This window comes from Isoptericola sp. NPDC055881 (assembly GCF_053615895.1).
In genome coordinates, this window is the sequence record NZ_JBSHCR010000059.1 from 1 (window position 1) to 26,765 (window position 26,765).

Consider the following 26,765-nt stretch of genomic DNA (forward strand, 5'->3'; position numbering starts at 1 on the left):
TCCCTCACACCCCCCGGAGCGCTGGGTGCGTCCTATTTTACCCCCAAACGCGTGGTTTTTTCAAAAAAGCCCCCCCCCACGTTTCACTCCGCGGGGCCCACGGGCTGGCGGATCACCGTCCGCAGCCGCTCCGGAGCGGTACGACGCAGGTCGGAGAGGTAGATCTCGTGATGCAGCCCGCGCAGCGCGAGCCCTTGCTCCCGGATGAACGCGTGCAGCCCGTCGATGGTCTCCGGCTCGGTGGCGAACGGGCCGCGGTGCAGCACCTGGGCGGCGTGGCCCTCGTCGTAGCGCTCCATCCGGACGAGGTCGCCGGCGGGGAGGGCCTTCGCGCGGGCGACGGCGGCCACGACGGACGGGCCGTCGACCTGGTGGACGGCGTCCGGCAGGCTGATCATCAGGGTCCAGCGCCACTCGTCCTTCGCGTCGACGCTGAACCGGGACATGTCGTCGGCCCACCACAGCCCCTCGAGGGGCATGACGGTGTACGCGTCGCCCGTCTCCTGCTTGACCGCTGCGCGCAGCGCGTACGCGAGCGGGTACAGCGTCGCAATCGCCTCGCGGTACGCGGGCACGGTGTTGGGGTCGCCCGCGCCGTCGACCATGAGGAACAGCCGCGCCGGGACGGTCACGAGTGTCGGCGTCGTCGTCGCGCCGTACTGGTCGCGCAGCTCGCGCTTCAGGTCGATGGTCGCCACCCCCTCAGGCTCGCAGCCGCCGCCGACACGTCGGCCGGAAGCGGTCAGCTGGGGAGGCCCGCGATGCCGGTGCCGACGGGGTCGTCGGAGCCGTCGTGCGTGCGGCCGCGGCGCGTGCCGGCGGCCTCGTCACGCACCAGCCGCACCCACAGCAGCACGGCGAAGAGGCCGAAGACCCACCACTGCAGCGCGTAGAACAGGTTCTGCAGGTTGACGCCGTCGCTGCCCTCGAGCACGGGTCGCGGGAGCAGGGCCGGGCCGCCCTGGGCTGCGGCGGCCTGTGCCGGGTCGGACGACGTCAGCACCACGTAGCCGGAGTAGATCGGGCCGCCCCAGGTGTTGACGAGCGAGCCGGTGGCGATGGAGTCGGTCAGCGGCGGCCCGTCGGGGTTGTCGGGCAGGGGTGCGGCGCCCTCCAGCGCGGACTCCGACGCCTGCAGCCAGCCGGTCACGCGCACCTGCCCCGCGGGCACGTCGAGGGCGGCGGCGTCCGGGGTGGGCGAGTCCACCCATCCGCGGACGACGGGCAGCACGGGAGCGCCGGACAGGTCGGACCACGACGCGCCGCCCGTCCCGTCGTCCGAGACGCGCAGGGGCGTCAGGACCAGGTAGCCGGTGCGTCCGTCGAGCGAGCGACCGGCCACGAGCATCTGCCCCTCGGGCTCGTACGTCCCGGTCACCCAGGTCTCGGTGCCCACCAGCTCGCCGGGGAACGACGTCTGCGGCGGCAGCAGGTCGCCGAGCGCCTCGGGACCCTGGGCCGCCTGCTCCGCGGCCTCCTGCTGCGCGGCCAGCTCGGCGCGCTGGTAGGCCCGGTCGAGCTGCCACACACCGAGCCGCCCGCAGACGGCGGCGGCGAGCAGGAAGAGGAGCAGGATCCCGATCATGCGGGGCTGGACGGCCACCGCCCAGAACGACCTGCGGGCGGGCTGGGGGCTGGGCACGGCACCACGGTAATCGGCGTGCGACCCCCGCAAGGAATCCGCACGTTCCCGGCACCTGACGGACCGCCAGATCGACGTCACTCCCCTGACCTCGCGGGTCGTGCTGCGCGGTCCTCCACGGTGGGGTGGAATGAAGGCGCTGGCCTTCCCCGAGCCACTGGAGCGTGTGATGAGCACCACGACCACCCCGTCCGTCCACCCCGCGCCGTGGCGCGGCGGCGAGGGCGCCGAGCTCTCGGCCGACACGATCGACCGGATCGACCGGTGGTGGCGGGCGGCGAACTACCTGTCCGTGGGCCAGATCTACCTGCTCGACAACCCGCTGCTGCGCGAGCCGCTCACCCGCGACCACGTCAAGCCGCGCCTGCTCGGGCACTGGGGCACCACGCCGGGCCTCAACTTCCTGTACGCCCACCTCAACCGGGCGATCAAGGAGCGCGAGCAGTCCACGATCTACGTCGCCGGCCCCGGGCACGGCGGCCCCGGCCTCGTCGCGAACTCGTACCTCGAGGGCACGTACTCCGAGACCTACTCGGACATCACCCAGGACGACGAGGGGCTGCGGCGCCTGTTCCGCCAGTTCTCCTTCCCGGGCGGCATCCCCTCGCACGTCGCGCCGGAGACACCGGGATCCATCCACGAGGGCGGCGAGCTGGGTTACGCCCTGAGCCACGCGTACGGCGCCGCGTTCGACAACCCGGACCTGCTGGTGGCGGCGGTCGTCGGCGACGGCGAGGCCGAGACCGGCCCGCTCGCCACGAGCTGGCACTCGAACAAGTTCGTCAACCCGGTGACCGACGGTGTCGTCCTGCCGATCCTGCACCTCAACGGCTACAAGATCGCCAACCCGACGGTGCTGGCGCGGATCAGCGACGACGAGCTGCGCGACCTGATGATCGGCTACGGGCACACCCCGTACTTCTTCGTGGGCGGGTTCGACGGCGAGGACCACGAGGCGGCGCACCGCCGGTTCGCGCAGCTGCTCGACGAGGTCCTCGACCACATCGCCCGGATCAAGGCCGAGGCTGCCGCGGGCAGCGAGGAGCGACCCGCGTGGCCGATGATCGTCTTCCGCACGCCCAAGGGCTGGACCTGCCCGCCCGTCATCGACGGCAAGAAGACCGAGGACTCGTGGCGCGCCCACCAGGTCCCGCTCGCCAGCGCCCGGGACACCCCCGAGCACCTCGAGGTGCTGCGCGGCTGGCTCGAGTCCTACCGGGCGCACGAGCTGTTCGACACCGAGGGACGGCTGCTGCCGGAGATCGCCGAGCAGGCGCCGACGGGCGAGCTGCGCATGAGCGGCAACCCGCACACCAACGGCGGGCTGCTGCTCAAGGACCTGCGGCTGCCGGACTTCCGTGACTACGCCGTGGACGTCGCCGGGCCCGGTGGCTCGGTCGCCGAGGCCACGCGCGTCCTGGGGCAGTGGCTGACCGACGTCGTGCGGCTCAACCCGGACAACTTCCGCATCTTCGGCCCGGACGAGACGGCGTCCAACCGCCTCCAGGCGGTCTACGAGGTCACCGACAAGCAGTGGAACGCCGAGTTCTACGGGCCCGACGTCGACGAGCACCTCGCCCGCGTCGGCCGCGTGATGGAGATGCTCAGCGAGCACCAGTGCCAGGGCTGGCTGGAGGGCTACCTGCTCACGGGGCGCCACGGCCTGTTCACCAGCTACGAGGCCTTCATCCACATCGTCGACTCGATGTTCAACCAGCACGCCAAGTGGCTCAAGGTCACCAACCACATCCCGTGGCGGCGGCCGGTCGCGAGCCTCAACTACCTCCTGTCGAGCCACGTGTGGCGCCAGGACCACAACGGCTTCAGCCACCAGGACCCCGGGTTCATCGACCACGTCGTGAACAAGAAGGCCGAGATCGTCCGGGTGTACCTGCCGCCGGACGCGAACACCCTGCTGTCCACCTACGACCACTGCCTGCGCAGCCGCCAGTACGTGAACGTCGTAGTCGCGGGCAAGCAGCCGGCACCGCAGTTCCTCACGATGGAGCAGGCGATCGCGCACTGCTCGCGCGGCCTGGGCATCTGGGACTGGGCGGGCACGGAGGTCGAGGGGCAGGAGCCCGACGTCGTGCTCGGCGCGGCGGGCGACGTCCCGACCCTGGAGGTGCTCGCGGCCGCCGACATCCTGCGCCAGCGCATCCCGGACCTCAAGGTCCGGGTGGTGAACGTGGTCGACCTCATGCGGCTGCAGGACGAGAAGGAGCACCCGCACGGCCTGTCGGACAAGGACTTCGACACCCTGTTCACGGCCGACCGCCCGGTGATCTTCAACTACCACGGCTACCCGTGGCTCATCCACCGCCTGACCTACCGCCGCACCAACCACGCGAACATCCACGTGCGCGGCTACAAGGAGGAGGGCACCACGACGACGCCCTTCGACATGGCGATGCTCAACGACATCGACCGCTACCACCTCGTGGTCGACGTCATCGACCGGGTGCCGTCGCTGCGCTCGCGGTACGCGGGCCTGCGGCAGGAGATGGTCGACGCCCGCCTGGCCGCCCGGCAGTACACGCGCCAGCACGGCGAGGACATCCCGGAGGTGCGCGACTGGGTGTGGCCGGACGTCGGCGAGACGGGCACCGAGAGCGGCGGCCCGCAGTACGACGCGGCGGCAGCGACGGGCGGTGACAACGAGTGATGTGACGAGTCCCCCGTGGCGGCGACGTCCGAGGCCGGTGACGGCCGACGCGTCGCCACGGGGCTGACTCCCCTGTCGCTACTCCCGCCCGTCGAAGTGACGCACCACGAACGCCGCGACGACGAACGCCACCCCGAACATCTCCAGCAGGGTGGCCAGGGACTGGATCCAGAGCGCGCCGCCGCCCCAGACCTGCGCCAGGAAGGTGCTACCCGTGGGCACCGCGATCACGAACGCTTGCCCCACGACCCCCAGCACCAGCGCGGAAGCTCCGACCCAGAGCATCGCGGAAGCAGAAAGCCGTGGCATCACCCTGCTCCTTTCGCGGTTGGTCCCGGACGGCTCGTGCGCCACGGAGCTTCCGTGCGCCCTCGACTGACGCGTCCGACTCGTCGTCGACATGCTAGATCGTGCCGCGTCACCGCGGCCGGAGAGCGGGACTTGCGGATCCCGCACGGTGGTGGCGCGGAGCAGCGTGGGTCGCCATCATGACCCGACTCGTCCAGGGAGCACCGGGTCGCGTGGAACCCTCGGGCCGTGACGAACCCGACGCCGCATCCCGGTGCGGCGCCGGGTCCGATGCGATGGAATGGTGACAACGCCGACCGACACGGAGCCGCCTGGTGAGCACGCAGACCCGCAGCATCTACATCGCCTCTCCCGAGGGCGAGACCGGCAAGTCCACCGTGGCGCTCGGCGTCCTGGACCTGCTGGTCCGGCAGGTCTCCCGCGTCGGCGTGTTCCGGGCCGTCTCTCGTGTGCCGTCGCCGCCGGCGTCGGACGCGGGCGGCGACGCCCCGCGCGACCACGTGCTCGAGATGCTGCTGCAGCACGATGGCGTGGACCTCGCCTACGAGGACGCGGTCGGCGTCACGTACGACGACGTGCACGCCGACCCGGAGGCCGCCCTGGCGCGCATCCTGGACCGCTACCACGCGGTCGCGGAGCGGTGCGACGCCGTCGTGGTGGTGGGCACCGACTACACGGACGTCACGGGCGCCACGGAGCTGGCGTTCAACGCCCGCGTCGCGGCCAACCTGGGCGCACCGGTGCTGCTCGTGACGTCGGGCCGGGACCGCTCCGCCGAGGAGGTGCGCGCCCTGACCCGGCTCAGCGTCTCCGAGCTGCGCGCCAACCACGCGCAGCCGGTGGGCGTCGTCGTGAACCGCTGCGCCCCCGAGGTGCTCGGCGCGGGCGCGACGGTGCTGCTGGGCGACCTCGACCTCCCGGTGTGGACCATCCCCGAGGAGCCCTTCCTGCACGCTCCCACGGTGGGCCGGCTCACCGAGGCGGTCGAGGGCACGCTCATGCTCGGGGACCCCGACCTGCTGAACCGCGAGGCGCTGGAGGTCATCGTCGGGGCGATGTCGTTCGAGCACGTGCTCGACCACCTCACCGACGGGGCCGTCGTCATCCTCCCCGGCGACCGGTCGGACGTGCTGCTGGGCCTGCTGTCGGCGCACGCCGCCGCCACGTTCCCGTCGTTGGCGGGCATCGTGCTCACCGGCGGGTACGTGCCGCGGGGCGTGATCGCGCAGCTCCTGTCCGCGCTCGGGCCGCGCGTGCCCGTCGTCGCGACCGCGCTCGACACGTTCCGGGCGGCCCGCCGCGCAGCGGAGACGCACGGCTTCGTCACGGTCGCCTCGACCCGCAAGGTCGACGTCGCACGAGCGCTCTTCGAGCAGCACGTGGACGGGGCGGCGCTGCTGGCACGGCTCGACCTGCCGCGCACGCGCGTCGTGACGCCGCTGATGTTCGAGTACGAGCTCATCGAGCGCGCCCGCGGCGACCGGCGGCGGGTCGTGCTGCCCGAGGGCGACGACGACCGCATCCTGCGCGCCGCGTCGACCGTGCTGGCCCGCGGCATCGCGGACCTCGTGATCCTGGGCGACGAGACCGCGATCCGGGCGCGGGCCGCCGAGCTCGGGCTCGACATCGCCGCGGCCACGGTGCTCGCCCCGACGGACCCCGAGCACGTCGAGCTCTTCGCGACGGAGTACGCGAAGCTCCGCGCGCACAAGGGGATGACGGTGGAGCGGGCTCGCGAGATCGTCACGGACGTGTCGTACTTCGGCACGATGATGGTCCACCTCGGCCTCGCCGACGGGATGGTCTCGGGCGCCGCGCACACGACGGCGCACACCATCCGGCCGTCGTTCGAGATCGTCAAGACCCAGCCCGGCGTCTCGGTCGTGTCCTCCGTGTTCCTCATGTGCCTCACGGACCGGGTGCTCGTGTACGGCGACTGCGCCGTCATCCCCGACCCGACGTCGGAGCAGCTCGCGGACATCGCGATCTCGTCGTCGGCCACGGCGGCGCAGTTCGGCGTCGACCCGAAGGTCGCGATGCTGTCCTACTCCACGGGCACGTCCGGCTCGGGCGCCGACGTCGACAAGGTGCGCGCGGCCACGGAGCTGGTCCGCGAGCGCCGTCCCGACCTGTCCGTGGAGGGGCCGATCCAGTACGACGCCGCCGTCGACGCGTCCGTCGCGGCGTCCAAGCTGCCGGAGTCCTCGGTGGCGGGGCGGGCCACCGTGTTCGTCTTCCCGGACCTCAACACGGGCAACAACACCTACAAGGCCGTGCAGCGGTCCGCGGGGGCGGTCGCCGTCGGCCCGGTGCTGCAGGGACTGAACAAGCCGGTGAACGACCTGTCGCGCGGCGCGCTCGTGGCCGACATCGTCAACACCGTCGCCATCACCGCGATCCAGGCACAGGCCCTGGCGCACGCCGACGTCGAGGAGGCCTCCGCATGAGCATCGTCCCCGAGTCCGAACGACCCACCCCGTACAGCGCGTACGGGGCGCACGGGTCGGTGCTGGTGCTGAACTCGGGGTCGTCGTCCCTGAAGTACCAGCTGGTCAACCCGGTGGGCGGGGAGGCGATCGCGGCGGGCACGATCGAGCGCATCGGCGAGCCCGCAGGCATCGTCACGCACACGTTCGCCGGCAACCGGACCCGCCGGGAGCTGGAGGTGCCGGACCACGGCGAGGCGCTGCGGCTCGCGCTCGGCATGTTCGACGAGATCGGGCCGCGGCTGGCCGACGCCGGGATCTACGCCGTGGGGCACCGGGTGGTGCACGGGGGTGCGGAGTTCTCGGGGCCGGTCGTGGTGGACGACGACGTCGTGGCCCGCATCGACGCGCTGGTGCCGCTGGCGCCGCTGCACAACCCCGCCAACGTGCAGGGCATCCGGGTGGCGCGCGAGCTGCTGTCCGACGTGCCGCACGTCGCCGTCTTCGACACCGCCTTCTTCCAGGCGCTGCCGGCGGAGGCGTACACGTACGCGATCGACCGCACGGTCGCCCAGGAGCACGACGTGCGCCGGTACGGGTTCCACGGCACCAGCCACCAGTACGTGGCGGGCAAGGTGGCGCGCGTGCTGGGGCGGCGCGTGCAGGACCTGCACACCATCGTGCTGCACCTGGGCAACGGCGCGTCGGCCTCGGCGGTGGCCGGCGGGGTGCCGATCGACACGTCGATGGGTCTGACGCCGCTGGAGGGGCTGGTGATGGGCACCCGGTCGGGCGACGTCGACCCGGCCGTCGTCTTCCACCTGGCCCGCAACGCCGGCATGAGCATCGACGAGCTCGACACCCTGCTCAACAAGCGCTCGGGGATGCTGGGCCTGTCGGGGGTGAACGACTTCCGCGAGCTGCGGCGGCTGATCGACGACGGCGACGAGGACGCCGCCCTGGCCTTCGACGTGTACGTGCACCGTCTCAAGAAGTACGTGGGCGCCTACGCCGCGCTGCTCGGCCGGGTGGACGTCGTCGCGTTCACGGCGGGCGTCGGGGAGAACGACGCGGCGGTGCGGGCCGCCGTCTGCGAGGGCCTGGAGGGCATGGGGATCGCCGTCGACCCGGAGCGCAACACCGCGGCAGCCGGCGGGGAGCGGATCATCTCCCCCGACTGGACGTCGACGCTCGTGATGGTGATCCCGACGATGGAGGAGCTGGCGATCGCCCGGCAGTGCGTGGAGGCCGTGGAGCACCTGGGCCCGGCGGCGTCGGTCACCGCCGGCTGAGGCGCTCCACGACCTGGTCCGCGATCTCCTCGGGCTCGTCCTCGATGCCGACGGTGAACCCGTCCTCGTCGGGGTCGAGCGGCTCGAGGGTGTCGAGCTGCGAGTCGAGCAGCGACGGCGGCATGAAGTGGCCCTGCCGGGCGGAGATGCGCTCCTCCAGCAGCTCGCGGCTGCCGTCCAGGTGCACGAACCGCACGGGGCCGCGGGCGGTGCGCAGCACGTCGCGGTAGGCGCGCTTGAGCGCCGAGCAGGTGACGACGGCGTGCCGGCCCGCGGCCGTCTGCTCGTCGAGCCAGTCGCGGAGGGCGAGGAGCCACGGCGCCCGGTCCTCGTCGGTGAGGGGGTGGCCGGCGTGCATCTTGGCGACGTTGGCGGGCGGGTGGAAGTCGTCCGCCTCGGCGAGCGCCAGGTCCAGCCGCTTCGCGAGCAGCGCCGCGACCGTGGTCTTCCCGGACCCCGCGACGCCCATGACGACCAGGTGGGTGCCGTCCCCGTGGGTGCTCATCCGGTGAGCATCCCCGGCGGCGGCCCCCGGCCGCAAGCCGGACCCCGCGTCCCGGTCTACTCTCGACGGCGATGCTGCACTTCACGCCACCCTGCGGGCCGGTCCACGGCTGGGCGGACGGCGACGTCCGCCGCGCCACCGGCATCCCCTACGCGCACGCCGACCGGTTCCGGCCGCCCGTGCCGCTCCCCGACCGGACCGAGGTGCTCGAGGCGACCTCCTGGTCGCCCGCGTGCCCGCAGGGCCCGGTGCCGTTCCTCGACGAGGTGCTGGGCCCGGCGGGTGCCGGCGTGCCCGTCGACGAGCACTGCCAGCGGTTGTCGGTGACGATGCCCGCCGACGCCGGGCCGGACGAGCGCCTGCCCGTCATGGTGTGGATCCACGGCGGCTCGTACACCACGGGGGCGGGGGACGTGCCGATCATGGACCCACGTCCCCTGGTCGCCGAGCAGCGGGTCGTCGTCGTGACGGTCACCTACCGCCTGGGCCTGTTCGGCTACCTCGGCGTCGGGCCCGACCGGCCCGCGAACCTCGGTCTGCTCGACCAGCTGGAGGCGTTGCGCTGGGTGCGGCGCAACATCGCCGCGTTCGGCGGGGACCCCGCGCGGGTCACGCTGTTCGGCCAGTCCGCGGGCGGTGACGCCGTGGCGCACCTCATGGCCGTGGCGGGTGCTGCGGGGCTGTTCTCCCGCGCGATCGTGCAGAGCGCGCCCCTCGGGCTCTCGCGCGGCCGCGCGCGGATGAACGCCGACATGGCGCGCGCCGCTGCGGGCGTCTCCGCGCGGACCCCGGTGGAGGCCGTGGTGGCCGCCGAGGCGCGGCTGGAGAGGGTCGCCCGGGGTGCCGGGCTGCGCGCCGCGATGCCGTTCGGCACGCAGTACGGCCATGACCCGCTGCCGCCGGAGGACGAGGTCGAGGCCGCCTGGGAGGCCGCCGCCCCGCAGGTCACGCTGCTCGTCGGCCACACCGCCGAGGAGGCCCGGCTGTTCGTCCGTCGGCTGCCTGCGGTACGGCGGGCCGTCGGGCTGCCGGTCGTCGGCCCGTGGGTGCGGCGAGCGCTGGTCGCGGCCGTGACGGAGCGGATCTACGGCCGCCCCGCGCGGCGGTTCGCCGCCCGGCACGCCGCTGCCGGGGGCGTCGCGCACCGGTACGTGGTGACGTGGGCGGCCCCCGGCAACCCGTGGGGCGCCGCGCACATGGTCGACCTCCCGCTCCTCTTCGGTGACGAGAAGGCGTGGGCGACGGCGGCGCTCACCGACGGCGCCGCCTGGGAGGACCTGCAGCGCAGCGCTCGCCAGGTCCGCGCGGTGTGGGGCGCGTTCGCTCGCGGGGAGGACCTGGGCGACGGCGGCGAGGTGCCGGGGGCGCTCACGTACCGGCGGGTGGTCCGATGACGCTCTGGCTGGACCCGCCCACATGGCCTGCCCACGGCACGCTCTGGTCGCACCTCGTCTCGGACACGTCCCTGCACGAGCTGCGGACGTTCGCCCGCGCCCAGGGGGTGCGCGACCGTGCGTTCGACCTCGACCACTACGACGTGCCCGCCGACCTGCACGACACCCTCGTCGCCGCGGGCGCCGTCCCCGTGACGGGCGGCGAGCTGTCCCGGCGGCTCTCCCGCTCCGTGCTGCGCGTCCCGGGATGGGAGCGCCGGCGCGCCGCCCGTCCCACGCTGCTCGCCCGCTGGGCACGCCTGTGGGAGCCGGGCTCCTCCGGTGCCGACCTCGTCGGGCAGGACCTGGTGGACCGCTGGCGGGAGCCGCACCGCGTCTACCACTCCCGGCTCCACCTGGCCGACGCCCTCGACGCGCTCGACGTGCTGGCCGCCGACGGCGCTCCCGGGGACGCCTGGCACGCGACCGTCGCGCTGTGGTTCCACGACGCGGTGCACGACGGCGAGGCGGGCCGCGACGAAGAGCGCTCGGCGGCGCTCGTCGACCGGCTGCTCGGACCCCTCACGGGGCGGGTCCGCCTCGCCGGGCGCGGGGGCGACCTGACGCGCGCCGACGTCGACGAGGTCGCGCGGCTCGTGCTCGTGACCACCGACCACGCCCCGACCACCGACGACACCACCGGCGCGCTCGTCAGCGACGCCGACCTCGCCGTGCTCGGGGCCGACCCGGGCCGCTACGCCCGCTACGCCGCACAGGTGCGGGCCGAGTACGGGCACGTGCCGGACGACGCGTTCCGGGCCGGCCGCGCCGCGGTGCTGGACCAGCTCGCCGGCCTCCCTTCCCTGTTCCGCTCCCCCGCCGCGGCGGAGCGCTGGTCGGCGGCTGCCGCCCGCAACCTGCGCGCCGAACGGGACGGCCTCCAGGACGGGCACGAGGACGGGCGCTAGGTTGCGGACGTGACCTCGACGACACCCGCTGCCGGCACGCGCACCGCACCGCCGCCACGCCGTCGACGGCGGCGGACGCTCCTGGTGGCGGCGGTGACGGCCGGCGTCCTCGCCGTGGTCGTGGCCGTGCCGGTCGTGTGGGTGCAGCTCACCGGCCAGGCGCGCGTGCGGTCGTCGGTGCGGGACGTCGAGCCGGTGGACGCGATCCTCGTGCTCGGTGCCGGGCTGCGCGCCGACGGGACGCCCTCGCCGTACCTGCGCCGCCGGCTCGACGCCGCGGCGGAGCTGTACCACGCGGGTGCCGCGGACCGGGTCGTGCTCAGCGGCGACGGCCAGCCGCGTCGCGACGGCACGCCGTACGACGAGCCGGCGTCGATGCGCGAGTGGATCCTCGGGCGGGGCGTGCCCGACGAGGCACTCACCCTGGACCGCGAGGGCCTCGACACCACGGCGTCGTGCCGCCGCACCGCCGAGCTGACCGGCGCGCGCACCGCCGTCGTCGTCACGCAGGACTACCACCTGCGTCGCGCCCTGTTCAGCTGCGTCCGTGCGGGGCTGGACGCCCAGGGCGTGGGGGTCTCGTCCGCGAGCGCCACACCGCGCCACTGGGTCTGGTGGCACGTGCGCGAGGTCCCCGCCTCGTGGCGCGCCGCGGTGCGCGAGCTCGGGGCCTGACCGCCGCGCCCACGCCCCGACGCCCGGGCCGGGGCGGGGCGGCGTCAGCCCGTGGTCAGGGCAGGCGGAGCCGCCGCATCGCGCCGAGCGCGACGCTCAGCACCTTGCTCGGCGTCTCGCCCCCGAGGGCGTACAGGCTGTCCAGGGTGGCGCCGAACCGCGCGCCGCGCTGCAGCGCGACGGTCTGGACCTCCGTCACCGCCTCGACGCCCTCGCGCCCGTGCCGACGGCCCTGCCCGGAGGCCTTGAACCCGCCCATGGGCGCGGCGGCGGACCCCCAGGCGGAGGCGTAGCCGTCGTTGATCACCACGGTGCCGGACTCGACCCGCGCCGCGAGGCGCTTCGCCCGCCCGACGTCCGTCGACCAGATGCTCGCGTTCAGACCGAACTCCGTGTCGTTCATGACCCGCACGGCCTCGTCGTCGGACGCCACCCTGGTCACCGCGACGACCGGCCCGAACGTCTCCTCACGGGCGCAGAGGGCGTCCTCGGGGACGTTGTCCAGCACGGTCGGGGCGTAGAAGTAGGGCCCGACGTCGGACCGGTGGACGCCTCCGACGAGCGCCCGGGCGCCCTTGGCGAGCGCGTCGTCCACGTGACGGGTGACGCGCTCGAGCTGGGCGGCGGAGACCAGCGAGCCGACGTCCGCCGTGTAGTCGAGCGCCGTGCCGAGCGTGAGCTCACGGACGGCCGCGGTGAACCTCTCCAGGAAGGCGTCGGCGATCCGCTCGTGCAGCACCAGGCGCTCGATGGACATGCACAGCTGGCCCGAGTTGGAGAAGCAGGCCCGCACCACGCCGGGGACCGCCGAGTCGAGGTCGGCGTCCGCGGCGACGTACAGCGGGTTCTTGCCGCCCAGCTCGAGCGTGGTGCCGATGAGCCGCTCCCCCGCCCGCGCCGCGACCTTGCGGCCCGTCGCGGTCGACCCGGTGAACGCGATGTGGTCCACGTGCTCGACCAGCGCGGCGCCGATGTCGCCGCCGCCGGCCACGACGAGGAAGAGGTCGTCGGGGAGGCCGGCGTCCTGGAGGACCTCTGCGACCCAGAGGGCCGACAGCGTCGTCTGGGGGTCCGGCTTGAGCACCACGGCGTTGCCGGCGAGCAGCGCGGGCACGGCCTCGGAGAGCACCAGCGACAACGGGTAGTTCCACGGGGCGATCGCGCCGACGACGCCCACCGGCCGGCGGTGCACCCGCACGCCGGTGAGGACGGGGAGCATGCCCGGCACCCGGCGTGCGCCCAGGTAGGCCGCCCCGCGCACGGCGTAGTGCCGGCACGCGATGGCGACGTCGGCGACCTCCTCGAACGCGCTGCGCCGCGCCTTGCCCGACTCCATCTGGACGAGGTCCAGGATCTCCGACTGCCGCTCCAGCACCAGCGCGCCGAGGCGGTCGAGCACGGCCGTGCGGTCCGCGACCGTGGTGCGCGCCCAGTCCTGCTGCGCGGCGCGCGCACGGTCGACGGCGGCCGCCACGTCGTCGGGCGACGAGAGGGGGAACGCCGCGAGGGGCGCGCCGGTGAAGGGCAGCGTCGAGCGGTGGGTCCCGACGGTGTGGGAGGTGACGATGCGCCGCGTCAGCGGCTCCACGACGTCGGGCTCCAGGACATAGGTGGCGGCGGGCAGCTCGGGGTCCAGAAGTTCCCCGAGAGCGCCTTCGCCCTCGTGCGCGGTGGACATGGCCGACACCCTACGCGGATCGTCCGACAGCACCACCACCCCCGCCTCAGGGTTCGCTCTCAGCGGGACGAGGACCCTCGCGGCGGCGGCGCCCGTCGCTACAGGTCGCGCCCGAGCACGACGCAGTCGGCGTCGGTGTAGCCGAGCCCGTCGTAGAACCCCAGGACCCGCTCGTTCCCGTGCCGCACCATGAGGCGCACCTTGCGCACGCCCTGCCGGCGCAGCCAGTCCTCGGCGGCGGCCACCGTGGCGCGGCCCAGGCCGCCTCGCTGCACGTCCGGGGAGACCGCCACGTAGTACAGCCAGCCGCGGTGCCCGTCGTAGCCCGCCATCACGGAGGAGACCACGCGGTCTCCCGCCGCGCCGACCAGGACGGTCGAGGTCGGGTTGGTCCGCGCGTCGACGACGTCCTGCCGCGGGTCGTTCCAGGGCCGGGTCAGCCCGCAGGCCTCCCACAGCGCGACCACCTGCTCGACGTCACCGTCGGCGACCTCCCGGAACGCCACACCGAGCAGGTCCCGCGTCGTGGCCTCGGCCGTCACCGCGGCTGGTACGGCGACACGACGACCTCGACCCGCTGGAACTCCTTGAGGTCGGAGTAGCCGGTCGTCGCCATGGCCCGCCGCAGCGCGCCGACGAGGTTGAGGGTGCCGTCCGCGGTGCTGCTGGGCCCGAAGAGGATCTGCTCGAGCGTGCCCGCCGTGCCGACCGACACCCGCTCGCCGCGGGGCAGCACCGCGTGGTGCGCCTCGGGGCCCCAGTGCCAGCCCTGACCCGGCGCCTCGGACGCCCGCGCGAGCGCCGCGCCCAGCATGACGGCGTCGGCGCCGCAGGCGACGGCCTTGACGATGTCGCCGGAGAGGCCCACGCCACCGTCGGCGATGACGTGCACGTACCGGCCGCCGGACTCGTCGAGGTAGTCCCGGCGGGCCGCGGCGACGTCGGACACGGCCGTGGCCATCGGGGCGTGGATGCCGAGGCCCACGCGCGTGGTGTGGGCAGCACCGCCGCCGAAGCCGACGAGGACGCCGGCCGCGCCGGTGCGCATGAGGTGCAGCGCCGCCGTGTACGTGGAGGCGCCGCCGACCACGACCGGCACGTCGAGCTCGTAGATGAACCGCTTGAGGTTCAGCGGCTCGGCGTTGCCGGAGACGTGCTCGGCGGAGACGGTGGTGCCGCGGATGACGAACAGGTCCACCCCGGCGTCGACCACCGTCTGGTAGTGCTCCTGCGTGCGCTGCGGCGAGAGCGCGCCCGCGACGGTGACCCCCGCGGCGCGGACCTCCTTGAGGCGCTGCGTGATCAGCTCGGCCTTGATCGGCTCGGCGTAGATCTCCTGCATGCGCTGCGTCGCGGCGTCCGCGGGCAGGTCGCGGATCTCGGCGAGCAGCAGCTCGGGCGACTCGTACCGGGTCCACAGGCCCTCGAGGTCGAGGACGCCGAGGCCGCCGTGGTGGCCCAGCGCCACGGCGGTGGCGGGGCTCATCACGGAGTCCATGGGTGCCGACAGGATCGGCAGGTCGAAGTGGTATGCGTCGATCTGCCACTCCACGGAGACGTCCTTCGGGTCGCGCGTGCGCCGCGAGGGCACGATCGCGATGTCGTCGAAGGAGTATGCGCGGCGACCGCGCTTTCCGCGCCCGATCTCGATCTCGTTGCTCACCAGGACAGCCTACCGGCGCGGTCCTGTCGGTGGCCGGTGGCACAGTCCGTGGACATGACGACGTACGCGGAGCACCAGGCGGCGGGCGCGGCACCCGCCGCGACCCCGCCCGAGCCCGGCTGGTCCCGCGGCCCCCTCCTCGGCTTCGACACGGAGACCACCGGCCTCGACGTCGCGACCGACCGCATCGTCACGGCGGCCCTCGTGCTGCGCGCGCCGGGCGGCCACAGCACCGTGCGGACGTGGCTGCTCGATCCGGGCGTGGAGATCCCCGCGGAGGCCACCGCCATCCACGGCATCACGACGTCCGACGCCCGCGCGCACGGGAGGGAGCCGATCGGCGCGCTCGAGGAGATCGCCGCGATCCTCGTGGCGCAGGTGCGCGACGGCGTCCCGCTCGTCGCGTACAACGCCGCGTTCGACCTGACGCTGCTCGACGTGGAGCTCGCCCGCTACGGCCTGCCCACCGTCCCCGAACGCCTCGGCCGACCGGTCGCACCGGTCCTCGACCCGCTCGTGCTCGACCGCTGGCTCGACGGCGCCCGGGAGGGCAAGCGCCGGCTCGGCGACCTGTGCGCCCTGTACGGGATCGAGGGCGACGGCGACCTGCACACGGCGGACGTCGACGTCCTGGCGACGCTCGACGTCCTGGACGCCCAGCTCGTGCAGCACCCGCACCTGCGGGGCGTCGCGCTCGACGCGCTGCACGCCGCGCAGGCGGGCGCGCACCGGGCGTGGGCCGAACGGGTCAACGCCGAGCGGGCCGCGGACGCCGGCGGCCGTCCCCCGACCTCGACGGCGTGGCCGGCAGCCGGCCGGGCCGGGCGGGACGGGCAGGCGCGCCCCTGACCTCCGGCCGGCCCGCGGCCTACCGGCCCTGCACGGCGTCTACCGGCCGTACACGGCGTCGACCTCGACCTCGACGAGCCACCCGTCGACAGGCAGGTTCTCGATCTCGAGGGCGAAGCGCGAGGGCCGGGCCGCGTTGACGACCATGGGCTTCGTGGTCGCCGAGCCGAGCCGCACGTCGAGGGTGTCGCCGGTGCCGAGGTCGGTGTTGGCGAAGAACTGGCGGTAGGCGCGGTTCCAGCCCGCGAAGTCCATCGCCTCCTCGCCGTCGGGGTTCTGCAGGAACACCCGCATGGACACGACGTCGTCGTACGACAGCCCCGCCCGCTCGAGGTTCTCCCCGATGCGCATCAGGGCGTTGATCCCCTGCGCCTCCGTGATCGTCACCCCGTCGGGCAGCTCGCCGCCGGGGAAGACGTCCGTCGGGATGTACCGCTCCTCGGCGGACGCCCCCGGGGCGCGGTTCAGGGCCGACGGCCCCAGGCCCGACGACTTGTACCAGGAGACGTTCTTTCCGATCGCGACGCCGTCGGCGATCGAGGCGGTGCTGCCGGTGACGAAGGAGTGCGCCTCCGTGGGACGTGGTTCGAAGAGCCGCGCGCCGGCGACGGCAGTTCCGGGCACGGCGACAGCGGCCGTGACGACGACGGCGAGGGCGATCTTGGTGGGGTTCCTCATGCGGGGAACGTAGCCAGGGACCGTTTCGCCCCGATGACGGCCGAGGGTCCAACTCGAGTCCCTGACCTGCGCCGATGCCGTCGGCATGACGCGAAACGAGGACGTTACCGGGCGCGACCGGCGCGTAACGCGCCCGACCCCGGCACGTGACGCGCGCCACCTACGGTCGCGGCGGTGCTGTCGGCGGCACCCGGCAGCCACCGCCGGGCGCGCACGTCCGTCAGACCTTTCGAGACGAGAGGTAGTGCCACATGGTCATCGACACCGCTCCCGAGGCCGTCCCCGACGGCTCCCCGTCCGGCGTCTCCCGCCGCAACTTCCTCCAGGCCGTCGGCGTCGGATCCAGCGCAGGCGTCATGTTCGCGACGATGGGCGCCCTCGGGCTCGCCCCCACCGCCGCGGCCCAGCCCCGCGAGGCCGCCTGGGTCCCGCCGCGCCAGGGCGACTTCACGCTGACGGGACGGTCGGCCAAGAAGGTCGTCGTGGTCGGCGCGGGACCGGCCGGCCTCGCGTCGGCCTACGAGCTGCAGAAGGCCGGGTACCGGGTCACCGTCCTGGAGGCGCGGCACCGGCCGGGCGGACGCACCCTGACGATCCGGGGCGGTGACTCCGAGACGGACGTCGACGGCGTCACGCAGACGGCCCGCTTCGACGACGGCATCTACATGAACGCCGGCGCCGGTCGCATCGCCCAGTGGATGGTCACGATGGACTACCTGCGCGAGCTGGGCGTCCCCTACGAGGTCTTCACCAACGCGAACGCCGACGCCTACCTCTACAACGAGAAGTCCGGCGCGACGCCCGGGAACCCCGTGCGCTACCGCACCGCCAAGGCCGACGTCTTCGGGTACACGTCCGAGCTGCTCACCTACGCCACCGACCAGGGCGCGCTGGACCAGCGGCTCACCGTCGAGGACAAGGAGAACCTGCGCTCCTTCCTGCGCAGCTGGGGCTCGCTGAAGGCGGACGGCACGTACGCCGGCGGGGACAACCGCGGCTTCGCGACCTACCCGTCGGCGTGGAACGAGCACGGCACGCCCCTGCCCGGTCCGGGCTCGGTCTCTCAGGTGCTCGCCTCGAAGGTGGGGCAGTACTTCCCCTTCGAGATCAACTGGGAGCAGTCGATGCTCATGTTCCAGCCCAAGGGCGGCATGGACACGACCTACCGGTACCTGGTCAAGGCGATCGGGGCCCACAACGTGCACTTCAACTCGCCGGTGACAGGGGTCGAGAACACCGACCGGGGCGTGCGGGTCACCTACACGCCGCAGCACGGGCGCGCACGGCAGCTGGAGGCGGACTTCGCGGTCGTCGCCGCCCCGGCCGGGGTCATGCGCCGCTGGGACACCAACTGGGGCGCGGGCATCGACGCCGCCCTGGGCGAGTTCGCCGTCGGCTCCCCGGCGGGCAAGATCGGCCTGCAGTACCGGTCGCGCTGGTGGGAGGACGACCACCGGATCTTCGGCGGCATCACCGAGACCGACATGGACCTCGCGCACATCTGGTACCCGTCGTACGGCTACGGCGAGCGCAAGGGTCTCATGGTCGGCTACTACAACACGGGCACGAACGCCCGCACCTATGCGGACCTGACGCCGCGCCAGCGGGAGCGCCGGGCCGTCGAGCAGGGCGTCAAGATCCACGGCGAGAAGTACCGCTCCGAGCTGGAGTCGTCGTTCTCCATCGCCTGGCACAAGGTGCCCTACATCGAGGGGGCGTGGGCGTACCCGAACACGGAGTCGGCGGGCTTCAAGCAACTGCAGCAGGGCGCCGGACGCGTCTACTTCGCCGGCGACTGGATGTCGGAGGTGTCCGCCTGGCAGCACGGCGCCTTCTGGTCCGCGCGCTACGCCGTGCAGGCGCTGCACGCCCGCGTGATGGCCTCGTGACCCCCTGACGCCGGGGACGACGACGGCCCGGGCCCTCGCGGGCCCGGGCCGTCGGTCGTGCGGCTCAGAAGCCGGAGTAGTTCGGCGCCTCGACCGTCATCTGCACGTCGTGCGGGTGGCTCTCCTTGAGCGACGCGGACGTGATGCGCACGAACCGGCCCTTGGCCTGCAGCTCCGGGATGGTGCGCGCGCCGACGTAGAACATCGACTGGTGGAGCCCGCCCACGAGCTGGTGGGCCACGGTGTGCAGCGTGCCCTTGTACGGCACCTGGCCCTCGATGCCCTCGGGCACGATCATGTCGTCGCTGGTGACCTCGGCCTGGAAGTACCGGTCCTTGGAGTAGGACTTCTTGCCCCGCGAGGACATGGCGCCCATCGAGCCCATGCCGCGGTACGCCTTGTACTGCTTGCCGTTCACGAGGATGGTGTCGCCGGGCGCCTCCTCGGTGCCCGCCAGCATCGAGCCGAGCATGACGGCCTCCGCGCCCGCGACGATCGCCTTGCCGATCTCCCCCGAGTGCCGCATGCCGCCGTCGGCGATGACCGGTACCCCGGCCGCGCGGGCGGCCTGCGACGCCTCGTACACGGCGGTGATCTGCGGGACGCCGACGCCGGTCACGACGCGGGTGGTGCAGATCGAGCCCGGGCCGACGCCGACCTTGATCGCGTCCGCGCCCGCGTCGACGAAGGACTGCGCGCCCTCGCGCGTCGCGACGTTGCCGCCGATCACCTGCACGTGGCGGGTGGCCGGGTCCGACTTCAGCCGCCGGACCATGTCGATCAGCATGCGGACGTTGCCGTGCGCGGTGTCCGCGACGAGCACGTCGGCGCCGGCCTCCACCAGCGTCGTCGCGCGCTGCCACGCGTCGCCGAAGTAGCCGATGGCCGCGCCGACGAGCAGGCGGCCCTGGCCGTCCTTCGAGGCGTTCGGGAACTGCTCGGACTTCACGAAGTCCTTGACGGTGATGAGGCCCGCGAGGCGACCCTCGTCGTCCACCAGGGGCAGGCGCTCGAGCTTGTGCTTGCGCAGCAGCAGCGTCGCGTCCTCGCGGGAGATGCCCGCCGGGCCGGTGATGAGCGGCGCGGGCGTCATGACCTCGGAGACCTTGGTCGTGCCCCACTCGGCGACGGGCGTGAAGCGCAGGTCGCGGTTCGTGACGATGCCCGTGAGGTGGCCGCCCGCGTCGACCACGGGGAAGCCGGAGATGCGGTACTCCCCCGCGCGCTTGTCGAGCTCCTCGAGGGTGGCGTCGGGGCCGATCGTCACCGGGTTGGAGATGATGCCGGTCTGCGTCCGCTTGACCAGGTCGACCTGGTACGCCTGGTCCTCGATCGAGAGGTTGCGGTGCAGGACGCCGATGCCGCCCTGACGGGCCATGGCGATCGCCATCCGCGACTCGGTGACAGTGTCCATCGCGGCGGAGACGAGCGGCACCCGCAGGGAGATCTCACGCGTGAGGCGGGAGGTGGTGTCGATGTCCGACGGGGCCAGGTCCGAGTACCCCGGCAGCAGCAGGACGTCGTCGTACGTGAGGCCGAGGAATCCGAACGGGTCGTGCGCGGGCGAGGTCGAGTCCGTCATGACAGGAGTCTACGTTCTGGGCGGCGCCCTTATTCCGGCCGTCCGTGCCCGCGGGGGGCGCCCGTGGCAGACCTCACGTCACGACGGCGAGGGCCTCGTGCAGCATCGCGGTGAACGACCGCACCCGCTGCACGGTCGAGGCCAGCGGGAGCTCGCTCGCGGCGTCGTCCCGGCGGAGGCTGACGATGATCGGCAGCTCCGCGAACCCGTCGTGGACGGCGTGGACGAGGTCGAGGTCGGGGCGGCGCTGCGAGGTGGCGAGCACCAGGGCCGCGGGCCGCACCATGGTCACCAGCTCGAGCGACCGGTGGGTGCTGGCCGGGCCGGTGACGATGCGGGCCGTGGCGCCCTTGGCCGTCAGCGCGGCCGCGAGGGCGTGCGCGGACAGGGGCACCACCTCGTCCGGGGCGGCGAAGATGAGCACGATCTTGCGCATCCGGCTCGGGTGGTTCGCCGGCGGCGCGCCGCCGGCGACCATGGCGCGCTCGAACGCCTCGGTGAAGTCGCGCAGGGCCCGCAGCGCGGCCGTCGCGAGCACCACCTCCGGCACGGCGCCCGGCCCGGCGAGGACGGTCCGCTGCGCGACCCGCTGCCAGGCGGGCTCGGCGATCTCCGTCCACCAGGCGGCGGGGTCGCCCTGGGCCGGGATGGCCAGGATCTCGTCACAGGTCTGCTGGTCGTACGCGAGGGCCGCGTCGACGACGGCGGAGACCCGGCCGGAGGCGCTGGCGCCGGGCACGTGGCTGCTGGCACCCGAGGTGCCCTCGCCGCCGCCGGGCAGGGCCCGCAGGTGGGCCCGCCCGGGCCGCGGTGCGTCGTCGCCGCCGGGAGCGGCCGGACGCCCGTCCGCCGCCTCCTGCGCGTCGTCGTCCGGTTCGCCGGGTGCCGCGGGGGCGGCGTCCTCGGTCGCCTCCTCCAGCTCCTCGGCGCCGGCCTCCAGCGCCGCCTTGGCCGCGTCGACGGGCGCGACACCCTCGAGGGTGAGCCGGCGCATGACGAGGAGCCGCGCGACGTCCTCGGGCGTGTAGCGACGGTGGGATCCGGCGGTGCGGGCGGACGGGCCGAGACCGTAGCGGCGGTCCCACGTGCGCAGGGTGGCCGGAGCCACCCCGAGGCGCCTGGCGACCGCTGCGACGGCGAGGCCCGGGCTCGACGCGCGAGACCCGCCCCCGTGCGGGACGGGCCGGGATGAGGTCATGGCGTCGATTCTGCCGAGTGGACCAGTGGGTCGCCACTGCGCCGCCGGGCGCGCCGCGGAACACCCCGAAGTCACAGGTCAAAGCCGGTCAGGTCACCCCCGAACCGGGTCAGCGTCCGAAAGAAAGTTGAACACTGAACGATCGAACCGTGTCGCAAATCAGCATCTTGAACAACTTCTGCACAACTTGTAGGTTGTTCGCCATGACGGAAATCTCGAGGCTCCCCGGTCCGGTGATGGAGCTGTGGGAGTGGCAGTACCAGGGTTCGTGCCGTGACGCGGACGACACGCTCTTCTTCCACCCGGAGGGCGAGCGCGGGTCCACCCGTCGACGTCGTGCCGAGGCGGCGAAGGCGATCTGCCACTCCTGCCCCGTGATGCTGCAGTGCCGGGAGCAGTCGCTCCGGGTCCGCGAGCCCTACGGCGTGTGGGGCGGGCTCAGCGAGGACGAGCGGTCCGCGATCCTCGCCGGCGGGGCGCGCAAGACCGGCTGAGAGCACGAAGGCCCCGCACCGACGACGGTGCGAGGCCTTCTGCGTCAGGGCGTCGTCAGGCGACGACGACCGCGAGGATGTCGCGGGCCGACAGGACGAGGTAGTCCTCGCCGGCGTACTTCACCTCGGTGCCGCCGTACTTGCTGTAGATGACCTTGTCACCGACCTTGACGTCGACGGGGACACGGTTGCCCTTGTCGTCGAAGCGGCCCTCGCCCACGGCCAGGACCTCGCCCTCCTGGGGCTTCTCCTTGGCGGTGTCCGGGATGACCAGGCCGGAAGCGGTCGTGGTCTCGGCCTCGATGGCCTTGACGACGATCCGGTCCTCGAGCGGCTTGATGGGGACCGACACGTCGGACCTCCTTGATTCGCGATGCGTGGATGGGCTTGCTGGTTGACCAGGTCGCGTCCGGGGCTGGCCGTCGTCGCGGGTGCCGGTAACAGCCTGCGGTCGCTGACGACAAATCTAGGCAGGCGTTAGCACTCTGACAAGTCGAGTGCCAGCAGTTCGCCGTCGGCGTCACGACCGGCGCCGTCCGCCACCCCCGCCGCGCCTGAGACGATGGCCCGATGGACGCCGCCTCCGTGAGCAAGCTGCTGAGCCCGGACGGGTGGGCCCTGCTCAACTCGCTCCCGCCGTACGACGAGAAGCAGGCGATGGCGCTCGCCACGCGGCTGCGGGCCGAGGGGGTGGACCCCGACCTCGCCGCGGCAGCCCTCACCCAGTCGCGGCTGCGTGCCAAGGCGCGCGCCAAGCTCGGCGACTTCGCGGACGGGATGCTCTTCACGCCTGACGGCGTGGAGCAGGCGACGCGCCTGGTGGTGGCTGCGCTGCACGCCCGGCGCTACCTCGCGGCCGGCGTCACGAAGGTCGCCGACCTCACGAGCGGCATCGGTGCGGACGCCCTCGCGTTCGCGGGCGTCGGCCTGCGCGTGCTCGCCACCGACGTCGACGAGATGACGGCGGCGCTGGCCACCGTGAACCTGCGGCACTTCCCCGAGGCGGAGGTGCGGCACGCCGACGGGCTCACGCTCGACCTCGCCGCCGAAGGGGTGGACGGCGTGTACGCCGACCCGGCCCGGCGCACGCGCGGCGGTCGCCGCGTCTTCGACCCCGCCGCCTACGCTCCCCCGCTCGACGCCGTGTGGGCGCTGCGCGAGCAGGTCCCCGCCCTCGGCATCAAGGTCGGGCCCGGCATCCCGCACCAGGGGCTGCCCGAGGACGCCGAGACGCAGTGGGTGTCCGTGGACGGCGACGTCGTCGAGGCCGGCCTGTGGTTCGGGCCGCTCGCGGCCGACGGTCCCGGCCGGTCCGCGCTCGTCCTGTCCACGCGCGACGGCGCGACGTCCTCGCGCACGCTGCGCACCGACGGCGACGGCTCGGACCTGGTGCCCGACGTCGGTCTGCCCGGCGCGTACCTGTACGAGCCGGACGGCGCCGTCATCCGTGCGGGGCTCGTGGCGCACGCCGCGGCCGAGCTCGGCGGCCGGCTGCTCGACCGCACCATCGCCTACGTCACGACCGACCAGCCCGCGCCGCCGCCCGACGGCGCCGCGCCCGTCGCCACGGGGTACCGGGTCCTCGACGTCATGCCCTTCAACCTCAAGCGCCTCAAGGCCTACCTGCGCGAGCGCGGCGTGGGCCGGCTGACGATCAAGAAGCGCGGCACGGCCGTCACGCCCGAGCAGCTGCGCGCCCAGCTGTCGCCGAAGGGCGACGCGGAGGCGACCCTCGTCCTCACGCGGGTGGGCGGCGCGCAGCACGTGCTGGTCGTCGAGCCGCTGCGCTGACCGGGGGCGGCGCGAGAGGGACCGCCGCGCGCCCAGGCGCCCCGGCGTGGAAGCATTGCCCGCATGGTGCTGGAATTCGCCGCCTCCGACCGGTCGACCGTCGGCCTCGAGTGGGAGCTCGCGCTCGTCGACGCCGACTCGGGCACCCTGCGTCAGGTGGCCCCGGCCGTCATCGAGGCGGTGGCCGACGACGTGCGGCACCGCTTCGTCAAGCCCGAGTTCCTGCGCAACACCGTCGAGGTGATCAGCGACGTGCGGCGCACCGTGCCGGACGCGATCGCCGACCTCGAACGGGGGGTCGCCGCCATCCATGACGCCGTCGGCCCGATGCGCGTGGACCTCATGGGCGCGGGCACGCACCCGTTCTCGCACTGGTCGCGGCAGAAGGTGACCGACAAGGAGCGGTACGCGACGGTGGTGGACCGCGCGCAGCTCGTGGGACGCCAGCAGATCGTCTACGGGGTGCACGCGCACGTGGGCATCGAGGACCGCGCCAAGGTGCTCCCCGTCGTCAACTCTCTGCTGGTGTACCTGCCCTACCTGCAGGTGCTGTCCGCGTCGTCGCCGTTCTTCGGGGGCGACGACACCGGCTACGCGTCGATGCGGACCATGATCTTCCAGCAGCTCCCCACGGCCGGGCTGCCGTACCAGTTCGGCGACTGGTCCGAGCTGGAGCGGTACGTCGCCGACATGCTCCACACCGGAGTCATCGACGACTTCACCGAGGTGCGCTGGGACGTGCGGCCCGCGCCCCACTTCGGCACGGTCGAGGTGCGCATCTGCGACGGGACGTCGAACACCCAGGAGCTGGCCTCCCTCGGCGCGCTGGTGCACTGCCTCGTGGAGCACCTGTCGACGCGGCTCGACGAGGGTGGGCGCCTGCCGACGCTGCCGCCGTGGTTCGTGCACGAGAACAAGTGGCGCGCGGCCCGGTACGGCACCGACGCGATCATCATCCTCGACGACGCCGGCGAGGAGGAGCTCGTCACCGACGCCCTCCCCCGGCTGCTCACGACGCTCGAGCCGGTCGCCGACCGGCTGGGCTGCGCCGCCGAGCTCGACGGCGTGCGCGAGATCGTCCGTCGGGGCGCGTCCTACCAGCGCCAGCGCGAGGTGGCCCGGGCCCACGGCGGCGGGCAGGACGGCCTCGAGGCCGTCGTCGCGTCGCTCGTCGCCGAGCTGCGCGCCGGCCGGCCGCTGCCCGCGACCCGCTGACGGCGGCCCCTCTCTTCGGGCGAGGTGTCGACGAGGCTCTCAGACCGTGATGGTCGTCATGGGCATCGACGAGTCGACCGGGAAGTCGAGGTTCGACGGCGCCGCCCCGGCCCGCACGACGGCGGAGCCCAGCGCCGCGATCATGGCCCCGTTGTCGGTGCAGTAGCGAATCGGCGGGATGCGCAGGTCGATGCCCGCCTCCGCGCACCGCTTGGCGGCCATGTCGCGCAGCTGGCTGTTGGCGGAGAACCCCCCGCCGACGACGAGGGTGTCGACGTCGTACCGGCGGCAGGCGGCGATGGTCTTGGCGGTGAGGACGTCGGCCACCGCTGCGGCGAACGACGCGGCGACGTCCGCCGCGGGGATCTCGCGCCCGGAGTCCACGCACGCCTCGATCCAGCGGGCCACGGCGGTCTTGAGCCCGGAGAAGGAGAAGTCGTACGCGTGCTTCTCCTGGTCCTTGGCCGCGGTGAGACCGCGCGGGAAGCGGATGGCCTCAGGGTCGCCCTCGCGCGCGAGCCGGTCGACGTGCGGGCCGCCCGGGTACGGCAGGCCGAGCAGGCGTCCGACCTTGTCGAACGCCTCCCCCGCCGCGTCGTCCAGCGTGGAGCCGAGCTCGGTCACGCCGGTCGCGATGTCCTCCACCAGCATCAGCGTGCTGTGGCCGCCCGAGACGACCAGCGCCATCGTGCGCCCCGAGAACGGGCCGTCGACGAGCTGGTTGACCGCGGCGTGCCCGATGACGTGGTTCACGCCGTAGAGCGGCTTGTTCAGCCCGATCGCGAGCGCCTTCGCGGCGGACGCGCCGATCGTCAGCGGGCCGACGAGGCCGGGGCCCGCCGTGACGGCGACGGCGTCGATCTCGGACAGGTCGACGTCCGCCTCGCCGAGGGCCCGGGTGATCGTGGGGACCATCGCCTCGAGGTGAGCACGGCTCGCCACCTCGGGGATGATCCCGCCGTAGCGCGCGTGCTCGTCCATGGAGCTGGCGACGGCGTCGACCAGCAGCTCGTCGCCGCGGACGAGCGCGACGCCCGTCTCGTCGCACGAGGTCTCGATACCGAGGACGAGCGGGCCGGAGCCCGCAGAGGATGCAGCCATGTCGCCATCTTCCCTCATCTCGGCCGCGTGACCGGTGTCACGCCCAGGACGGGAATCATGCGTCTGCATCTATGTGTTCCGGCAACCATGACCGAGACCCTCACGCTCCCGTCCTCGTCCCTCGCCGTCGGCGACGACGTGGCGGACCTCCTGTTCCGCGCCGCCCGCACCACCTCCCTGTGGACCGACGAGCCCGTCACCGACGAGCAGCTCACCGCCGCCTGGGACCTCGCGAAGTTCGGGCCGACCGCGATGAACACCCTGCCGCTGCGCGTGCTCGTCCTGCGCTCCGGCGAGGCCCGCGAGCGCCTCGTGACCCACATGGGCGGCAACAACAAGGAGCGCGTCGCGAACGCGCCCGTCTCGCTCGTGCTCGCCGCGGACCCGGCGTTCCACCAGCACCTGGACACGCTGTTCCCCGCCTACCCCGGCATGAAGGACCAGCTGGAGCCCGCCGCGGACGTCCGCGAGCAGATGGCCCGCAACAACGCCCTCCTCCAGGCGGGCTACCTCATCGTCGGCCTGCGCGCCGCCGGCCTCGCTGCCGGCCCGATGAACGGCATGGACTTCGACGGCGTCGACGCCGAGTTCTTCGCCGAGTCCGGCTGGAAGTCGTTCCTGGTGATCAACGTCGGCCACGCCGAGGGCGAGGGCTCGCCGTACCCGCGCTCGCCGCGCCTGTCGTTCGACGAGGTCGCCCAGGTCCTCTGACCCGACCCCCACATGCTGTGAGCGGGCGAATGGCCCTCCTTCCGTCCGGAAGGAGGGCCAT

General features: G+C 73.4%; 24 protein-coding genes. 12 read left to right on the forward strand and 12 right to left on the reverse strand.

Features of this window, described 5'->3' with window-relative positions; genetic code table 11:
- Positions 1–83: 83 nt before the first annotated feature.
- Both ACWGKI_RS16095 and ACWGKI_RS16100 read right to left on the reverse strand, forming a co-directional pair.
- Complete coding sequence (locus ACWGKI_RS16095) at positions 84–698, reverse strand: GyrI-like domain-containing protein (protein ID WP_452188300.1); 615 nt, start codon at positions 696–698, stop codon at positions 84–86.
- Between the two features lie 44 nt (positions 699–742).
- Positions 743–1,642, reverse strand: coding sequence for an SURF1 family protein (locus ACWGKI_RS16100; protein ID WP_452188302.1), 900 nt, complete (start codon positions 1,640–1,642; stop codon positions 743–745).
- 169 nt (positions 1,643–1,811) lie between these two features.
- Here ACWGKI_RS16100 and ACWGKI_RS16105 point away from each other — a divergent pair, with 169 nt between their 5' ends.
- Complete coding sequence (locus tag ACWGKI_RS16105; protein ID WP_452188304.1) at positions 1,812–4,307, forward strand: phosphoketolase family protein; 2,496 nt, start codon at positions 1,812–1,814, stop codon at positions 4,305–4,307.
- Positions 4,308–4,385: 78 nt separating this feature from the next.
- Here ACWGKI_RS16105 and ACWGKI_RS16110 read toward each other — a convergent pair whose 3' ends face one another.
- The gene (locus ACWGKI_RS16110) at positions 4,386–4,616 is read right to left on the reverse strand and encodes a hypothetical protein (protein ID WP_452188306.1); all 231 of its coding nucleotides are present in this window, start codon (positions 4,614–4,616) and stop codon (positions 4,386–4,388) included.
- 314 nt (positions 4,617–4,930) lie between these two features.
- Here ACWGKI_RS16110 and pta point away from each other — a divergent pair, with 314 nt between their 5' ends.
- Together pta and ACWGKI_RS16120 are read left to right on the forward strand one after the other, a co-directional pair.
- Positions 4,931–7,063 carry a phosphate acetyltransferase gene (gene pta / locus ACWGKI_RS16115; protein ID WP_452188308.1) on the forward strand — a complete coding sequence of 711 codons (2,133 nt, stop codon included), beginning with the start codon at positions 4,931–4,933 and terminating at the stop codon, positions 7,061–7,063.
- Positions 7,060–8,334, forward strand: coding sequence for an acetate/propionate family kinase (locus tag ACWGKI_RS16120; protein WP_380243887.1), 1,275 nt, complete (start codon positions 7,060–7,062; stop codon positions 8,332–8,334). Before pta ends, ACWGKI_RS16120 begins: the two co-directional genes overlap by 4 nt.
- On the opposite strand, the gene ACWGKI_RS16125 is transcribed toward ACWGKI_RS16120, so the two are convergent.
- The gene (locus ACWGKI_RS16125) at positions 8,321–8,839 is read right to left on the reverse strand and encodes a gluconokinase (protein ID WP_452188310.1); all 519 of its coding nucleotides are present in this window, start codon (positions 8,837–8,839) and stop codon (positions 8,321–8,323) included. The genes ACWGKI_RS16120 and ACWGKI_RS16125 overlap by 14 nt on opposite strands.
- Positions 8,840–8,910: 71 nt before the next feature.
- On the opposite strand from ACWGKI_RS16125, the gene ACWGKI_RS16130 reads away from it, so the two are divergent.
- The 3 genes from ACWGKI_RS16130 to ACWGKI_RS16140 are packed head-to-tail and all read left to right on the forward strand — an operon-like array spanning position 8,911 to position 11,855.
- Positions 8,911–10,233 (forward strand): carboxylesterase family protein, encoded by a 1,323-nt coding sequence (locus ACWGKI_RS16130; protein WP_380243889.1) that lies wholly within the window; start codon positions 8,911–8,913, stop codon positions 10,231–10,233.
- Positions 10,230–11,180 carry a DUF4031 domain-containing protein gene (locus ACWGKI_RS16135; protein WP_380243890.1) on the forward strand — a complete coding sequence of 317 codons (951 nt, stop codon included), beginning with the start codon at positions 10,230–10,232 and terminating at the stop codon, positions 11,178–11,180. Before ACWGKI_RS16130 ends, ACWGKI_RS16135 begins: the two co-directional genes overlap by 4 nt.
- Positions 11,181–11,189: 9 nt before the next feature.
- Positions 11,190–11,855: a SanA/YdcF family protein gene (locus tag ACWGKI_RS16140; protein ID WP_380243891.1), complete on the forward strand. Its 666-nt coding sequence runs from the start codon at positions 11,190–11,192 to the stop codon at positions 11,853–11,855.
- 55 nt (positions 11,856–11,910) lie between these two features.
- Here the strand turns inward: ACWGKI_RS16140 and ACWGKI_RS16145 are convergent, their stop codons facing one another.
- The 3 genes from ACWGKI_RS16145 to ACWGKI_RS16155 all read right to left on the reverse strand — a co-directional run bounded on the left by ACWGKI_RS16145 (position 11,911) and on the right by ACWGKI_RS16155 (position 15,196).
- A complete protein-coding gene (locus tag ACWGKI_RS16145; protein ID WP_380243892.1) occupies positions 11,911–13,533 on the reverse strand; it encodes a succinic semialdehyde dehydrogenase in 1,623 nt (540 codons plus the stop codon).
- A 98-nt stretch (positions 13,534–13,631) separates the two neighbouring features.
- Positions 13,632–14,075, reverse strand: a complete 444-nt coding sequence (locus ACWGKI_RS16150; protein WP_380243893.1) for a GNAT family acetyltransferase — start codon at positions 14,073–14,075, stop codon at positions 13,632–13,634.
- Positions 14,072–15,196, reverse strand: coding sequence for a GuaB3 family IMP dehydrogenase-related protein (locus ACWGKI_RS16155; RefSeq protein WP_380243894.1), 1,125 nt, complete (start codon positions 15,194–15,196; stop codon positions 14,072–14,074). Before ACWGKI_RS16155 ends, ACWGKI_RS16150 begins: the two co-directional genes overlap by 4 nt.
- A 54-nt stretch (positions 15,197–15,250) precedes the next feature.
- On the opposite strand from ACWGKI_RS16155, the gene ACWGKI_RS16160 reads away from it, so the two are divergent.
- A complete protein-coding gene (locus ACWGKI_RS16160) occupies positions 15,251–16,045 on the forward strand; it encodes an exonuclease domain-containing protein (RefSeq protein ID WP_452188314.1) in 795 nt (264 codons plus the stop codon).
- Between the two features lie 39 nt (positions 16,046–16,084).
- Here ACWGKI_RS16160 and ACWGKI_RS16165 read toward each other — a convergent pair whose 3' ends face one another.
- Positions 16,085–16,723 (reverse strand): Rid family hydrolase, encoded by a 639-nt coding sequence (locus ACWGKI_RS16165; RefSeq protein WP_380243896.1) that lies wholly within the window; start codon positions 16,721–16,723, stop codon positions 16,085–16,087.
- A 251-nt stretch (positions 16,724–16,974) separates the two neighbouring features.
- Between ACWGKI_RS16165 and ACWGKI_RS16170 the strand changes: the two genes are divergently transcribed.
- Positions 16,975–18,612, forward strand: a complete 1,638-nt coding sequence (locus ACWGKI_RS16170) for an FAD-dependent oxidoreductase (protein WP_452188316.1) — start codon at positions 16,975–16,977, stop codon at positions 18,610–18,612.
- 64 nt (positions 18,613–18,676) lie between these two features.
- Here ACWGKI_RS16170 and guaB read toward each other — a convergent pair whose 3' ends face one another.
- Positions 18,677–20,194: an IMP dehydrogenase gene (guaB, locus tag ACWGKI_RS16175; RefSeq protein ID WP_380245609.1), complete on the reverse strand. Its 1,518-nt coding sequence runs from the start codon at positions 20,192–20,194 to the stop codon at positions 18,677–18,679.
- 73 nt (positions 20,195–20,267) lie between these two features.
- Positions 20,268–21,392: a MerR family transcriptional regulator gene (locus ACWGKI_RS16180; protein WP_452188318.1), complete on the reverse strand. Its 1,125-nt coding sequence runs from the start codon at positions 21,390–21,392 to the stop codon at positions 20,268–20,270.
- Positions 21,393–21,595: 203 nt separating this feature from the next.
- On the opposite strand from ACWGKI_RS16180, the gene ACWGKI_RS16185 reads away from it, so the two are divergent.
- The gene (locus ACWGKI_RS16185; protein WP_380245070.1) at positions 21,596–21,886 is read left to right on the forward strand and encodes a WhiB family transcriptional regulator; all 291 of its coding nucleotides are present in this window, start codon (positions 21,596–21,598) and stop codon (positions 21,884–21,886) included.
- Positions 21,887–21,941: 55 nt separating this feature from the next.
- Here the strand turns inward: ACWGKI_RS16185 and groES are convergent, their stop codons facing one another.
- Positions 21,942–22,238: a co-chaperone GroES gene (gene groES, locus ACWGKI_RS16190; RefSeq protein ID WP_079572552.1), complete on the reverse strand. Its 297-nt coding sequence runs from the start codon at positions 22,236–22,238 to the stop codon at positions 21,942–21,944.
- A 218-nt stretch (positions 22,239–22,456) separates the two neighbouring features.
- Between groES and ACWGKI_RS16195 the strand changes: the two genes are divergently transcribed.
- Complete coding sequence (locus ACWGKI_RS16195) at positions 22,457–23,677, forward strand: THUMP-like domain-containing protein (protein ID WP_452188321.1); 1,221 nt, start codon at positions 22,457–22,459, stop codon at positions 23,675–23,677.
- Positions 23,678–23,740: 63 nt separating this feature from the next.
- Positions 23,741–24,892 (forward strand): glutamate--cysteine ligase, encoded by a 1,152-nt coding sequence (locus tag ACWGKI_RS16200; RefSeq protein WP_452188322.1) that lies wholly within the window; start codon positions 23,741–23,743, stop codon positions 24,890–24,892.
- Positions 24,893–24,931: 39 nt separating this feature from the next.
- Here ACWGKI_RS16200 and tsaD read toward each other — a convergent pair whose 3' ends face one another.
- Positions 24,932–25,993 (reverse strand): tRNA (adenosine(37)-N6)-threonylcarbamoyltransferase complex transferase subunit TsaD, encoded by a 1,062-nt coding sequence (gene tsaD, locus ACWGKI_RS16205; protein ID WP_380245066.1) that lies wholly within the window; start codon positions 25,991–25,993, stop codon positions 24,932–24,934.
- A gap of 87 nt (positions 25,994–26,080) precedes the next feature.
- Here tsaD and ACWGKI_RS16210 point away from each other — a divergent pair, with 87 nt between their 5' ends.
- Positions 26,081–26,704 carry a malonic semialdehyde reductase gene (locus tag ACWGKI_RS16210; protein WP_380245065.1) on the forward strand — a complete coding sequence of 208 codons (624 nt, stop codon included), beginning with the start codon at positions 26,081–26,083 and terminating at the stop codon, positions 26,702–26,704.
- The last annotated feature ends 61 nt before the right edge of the window (positions 26,705–26,765 follow it).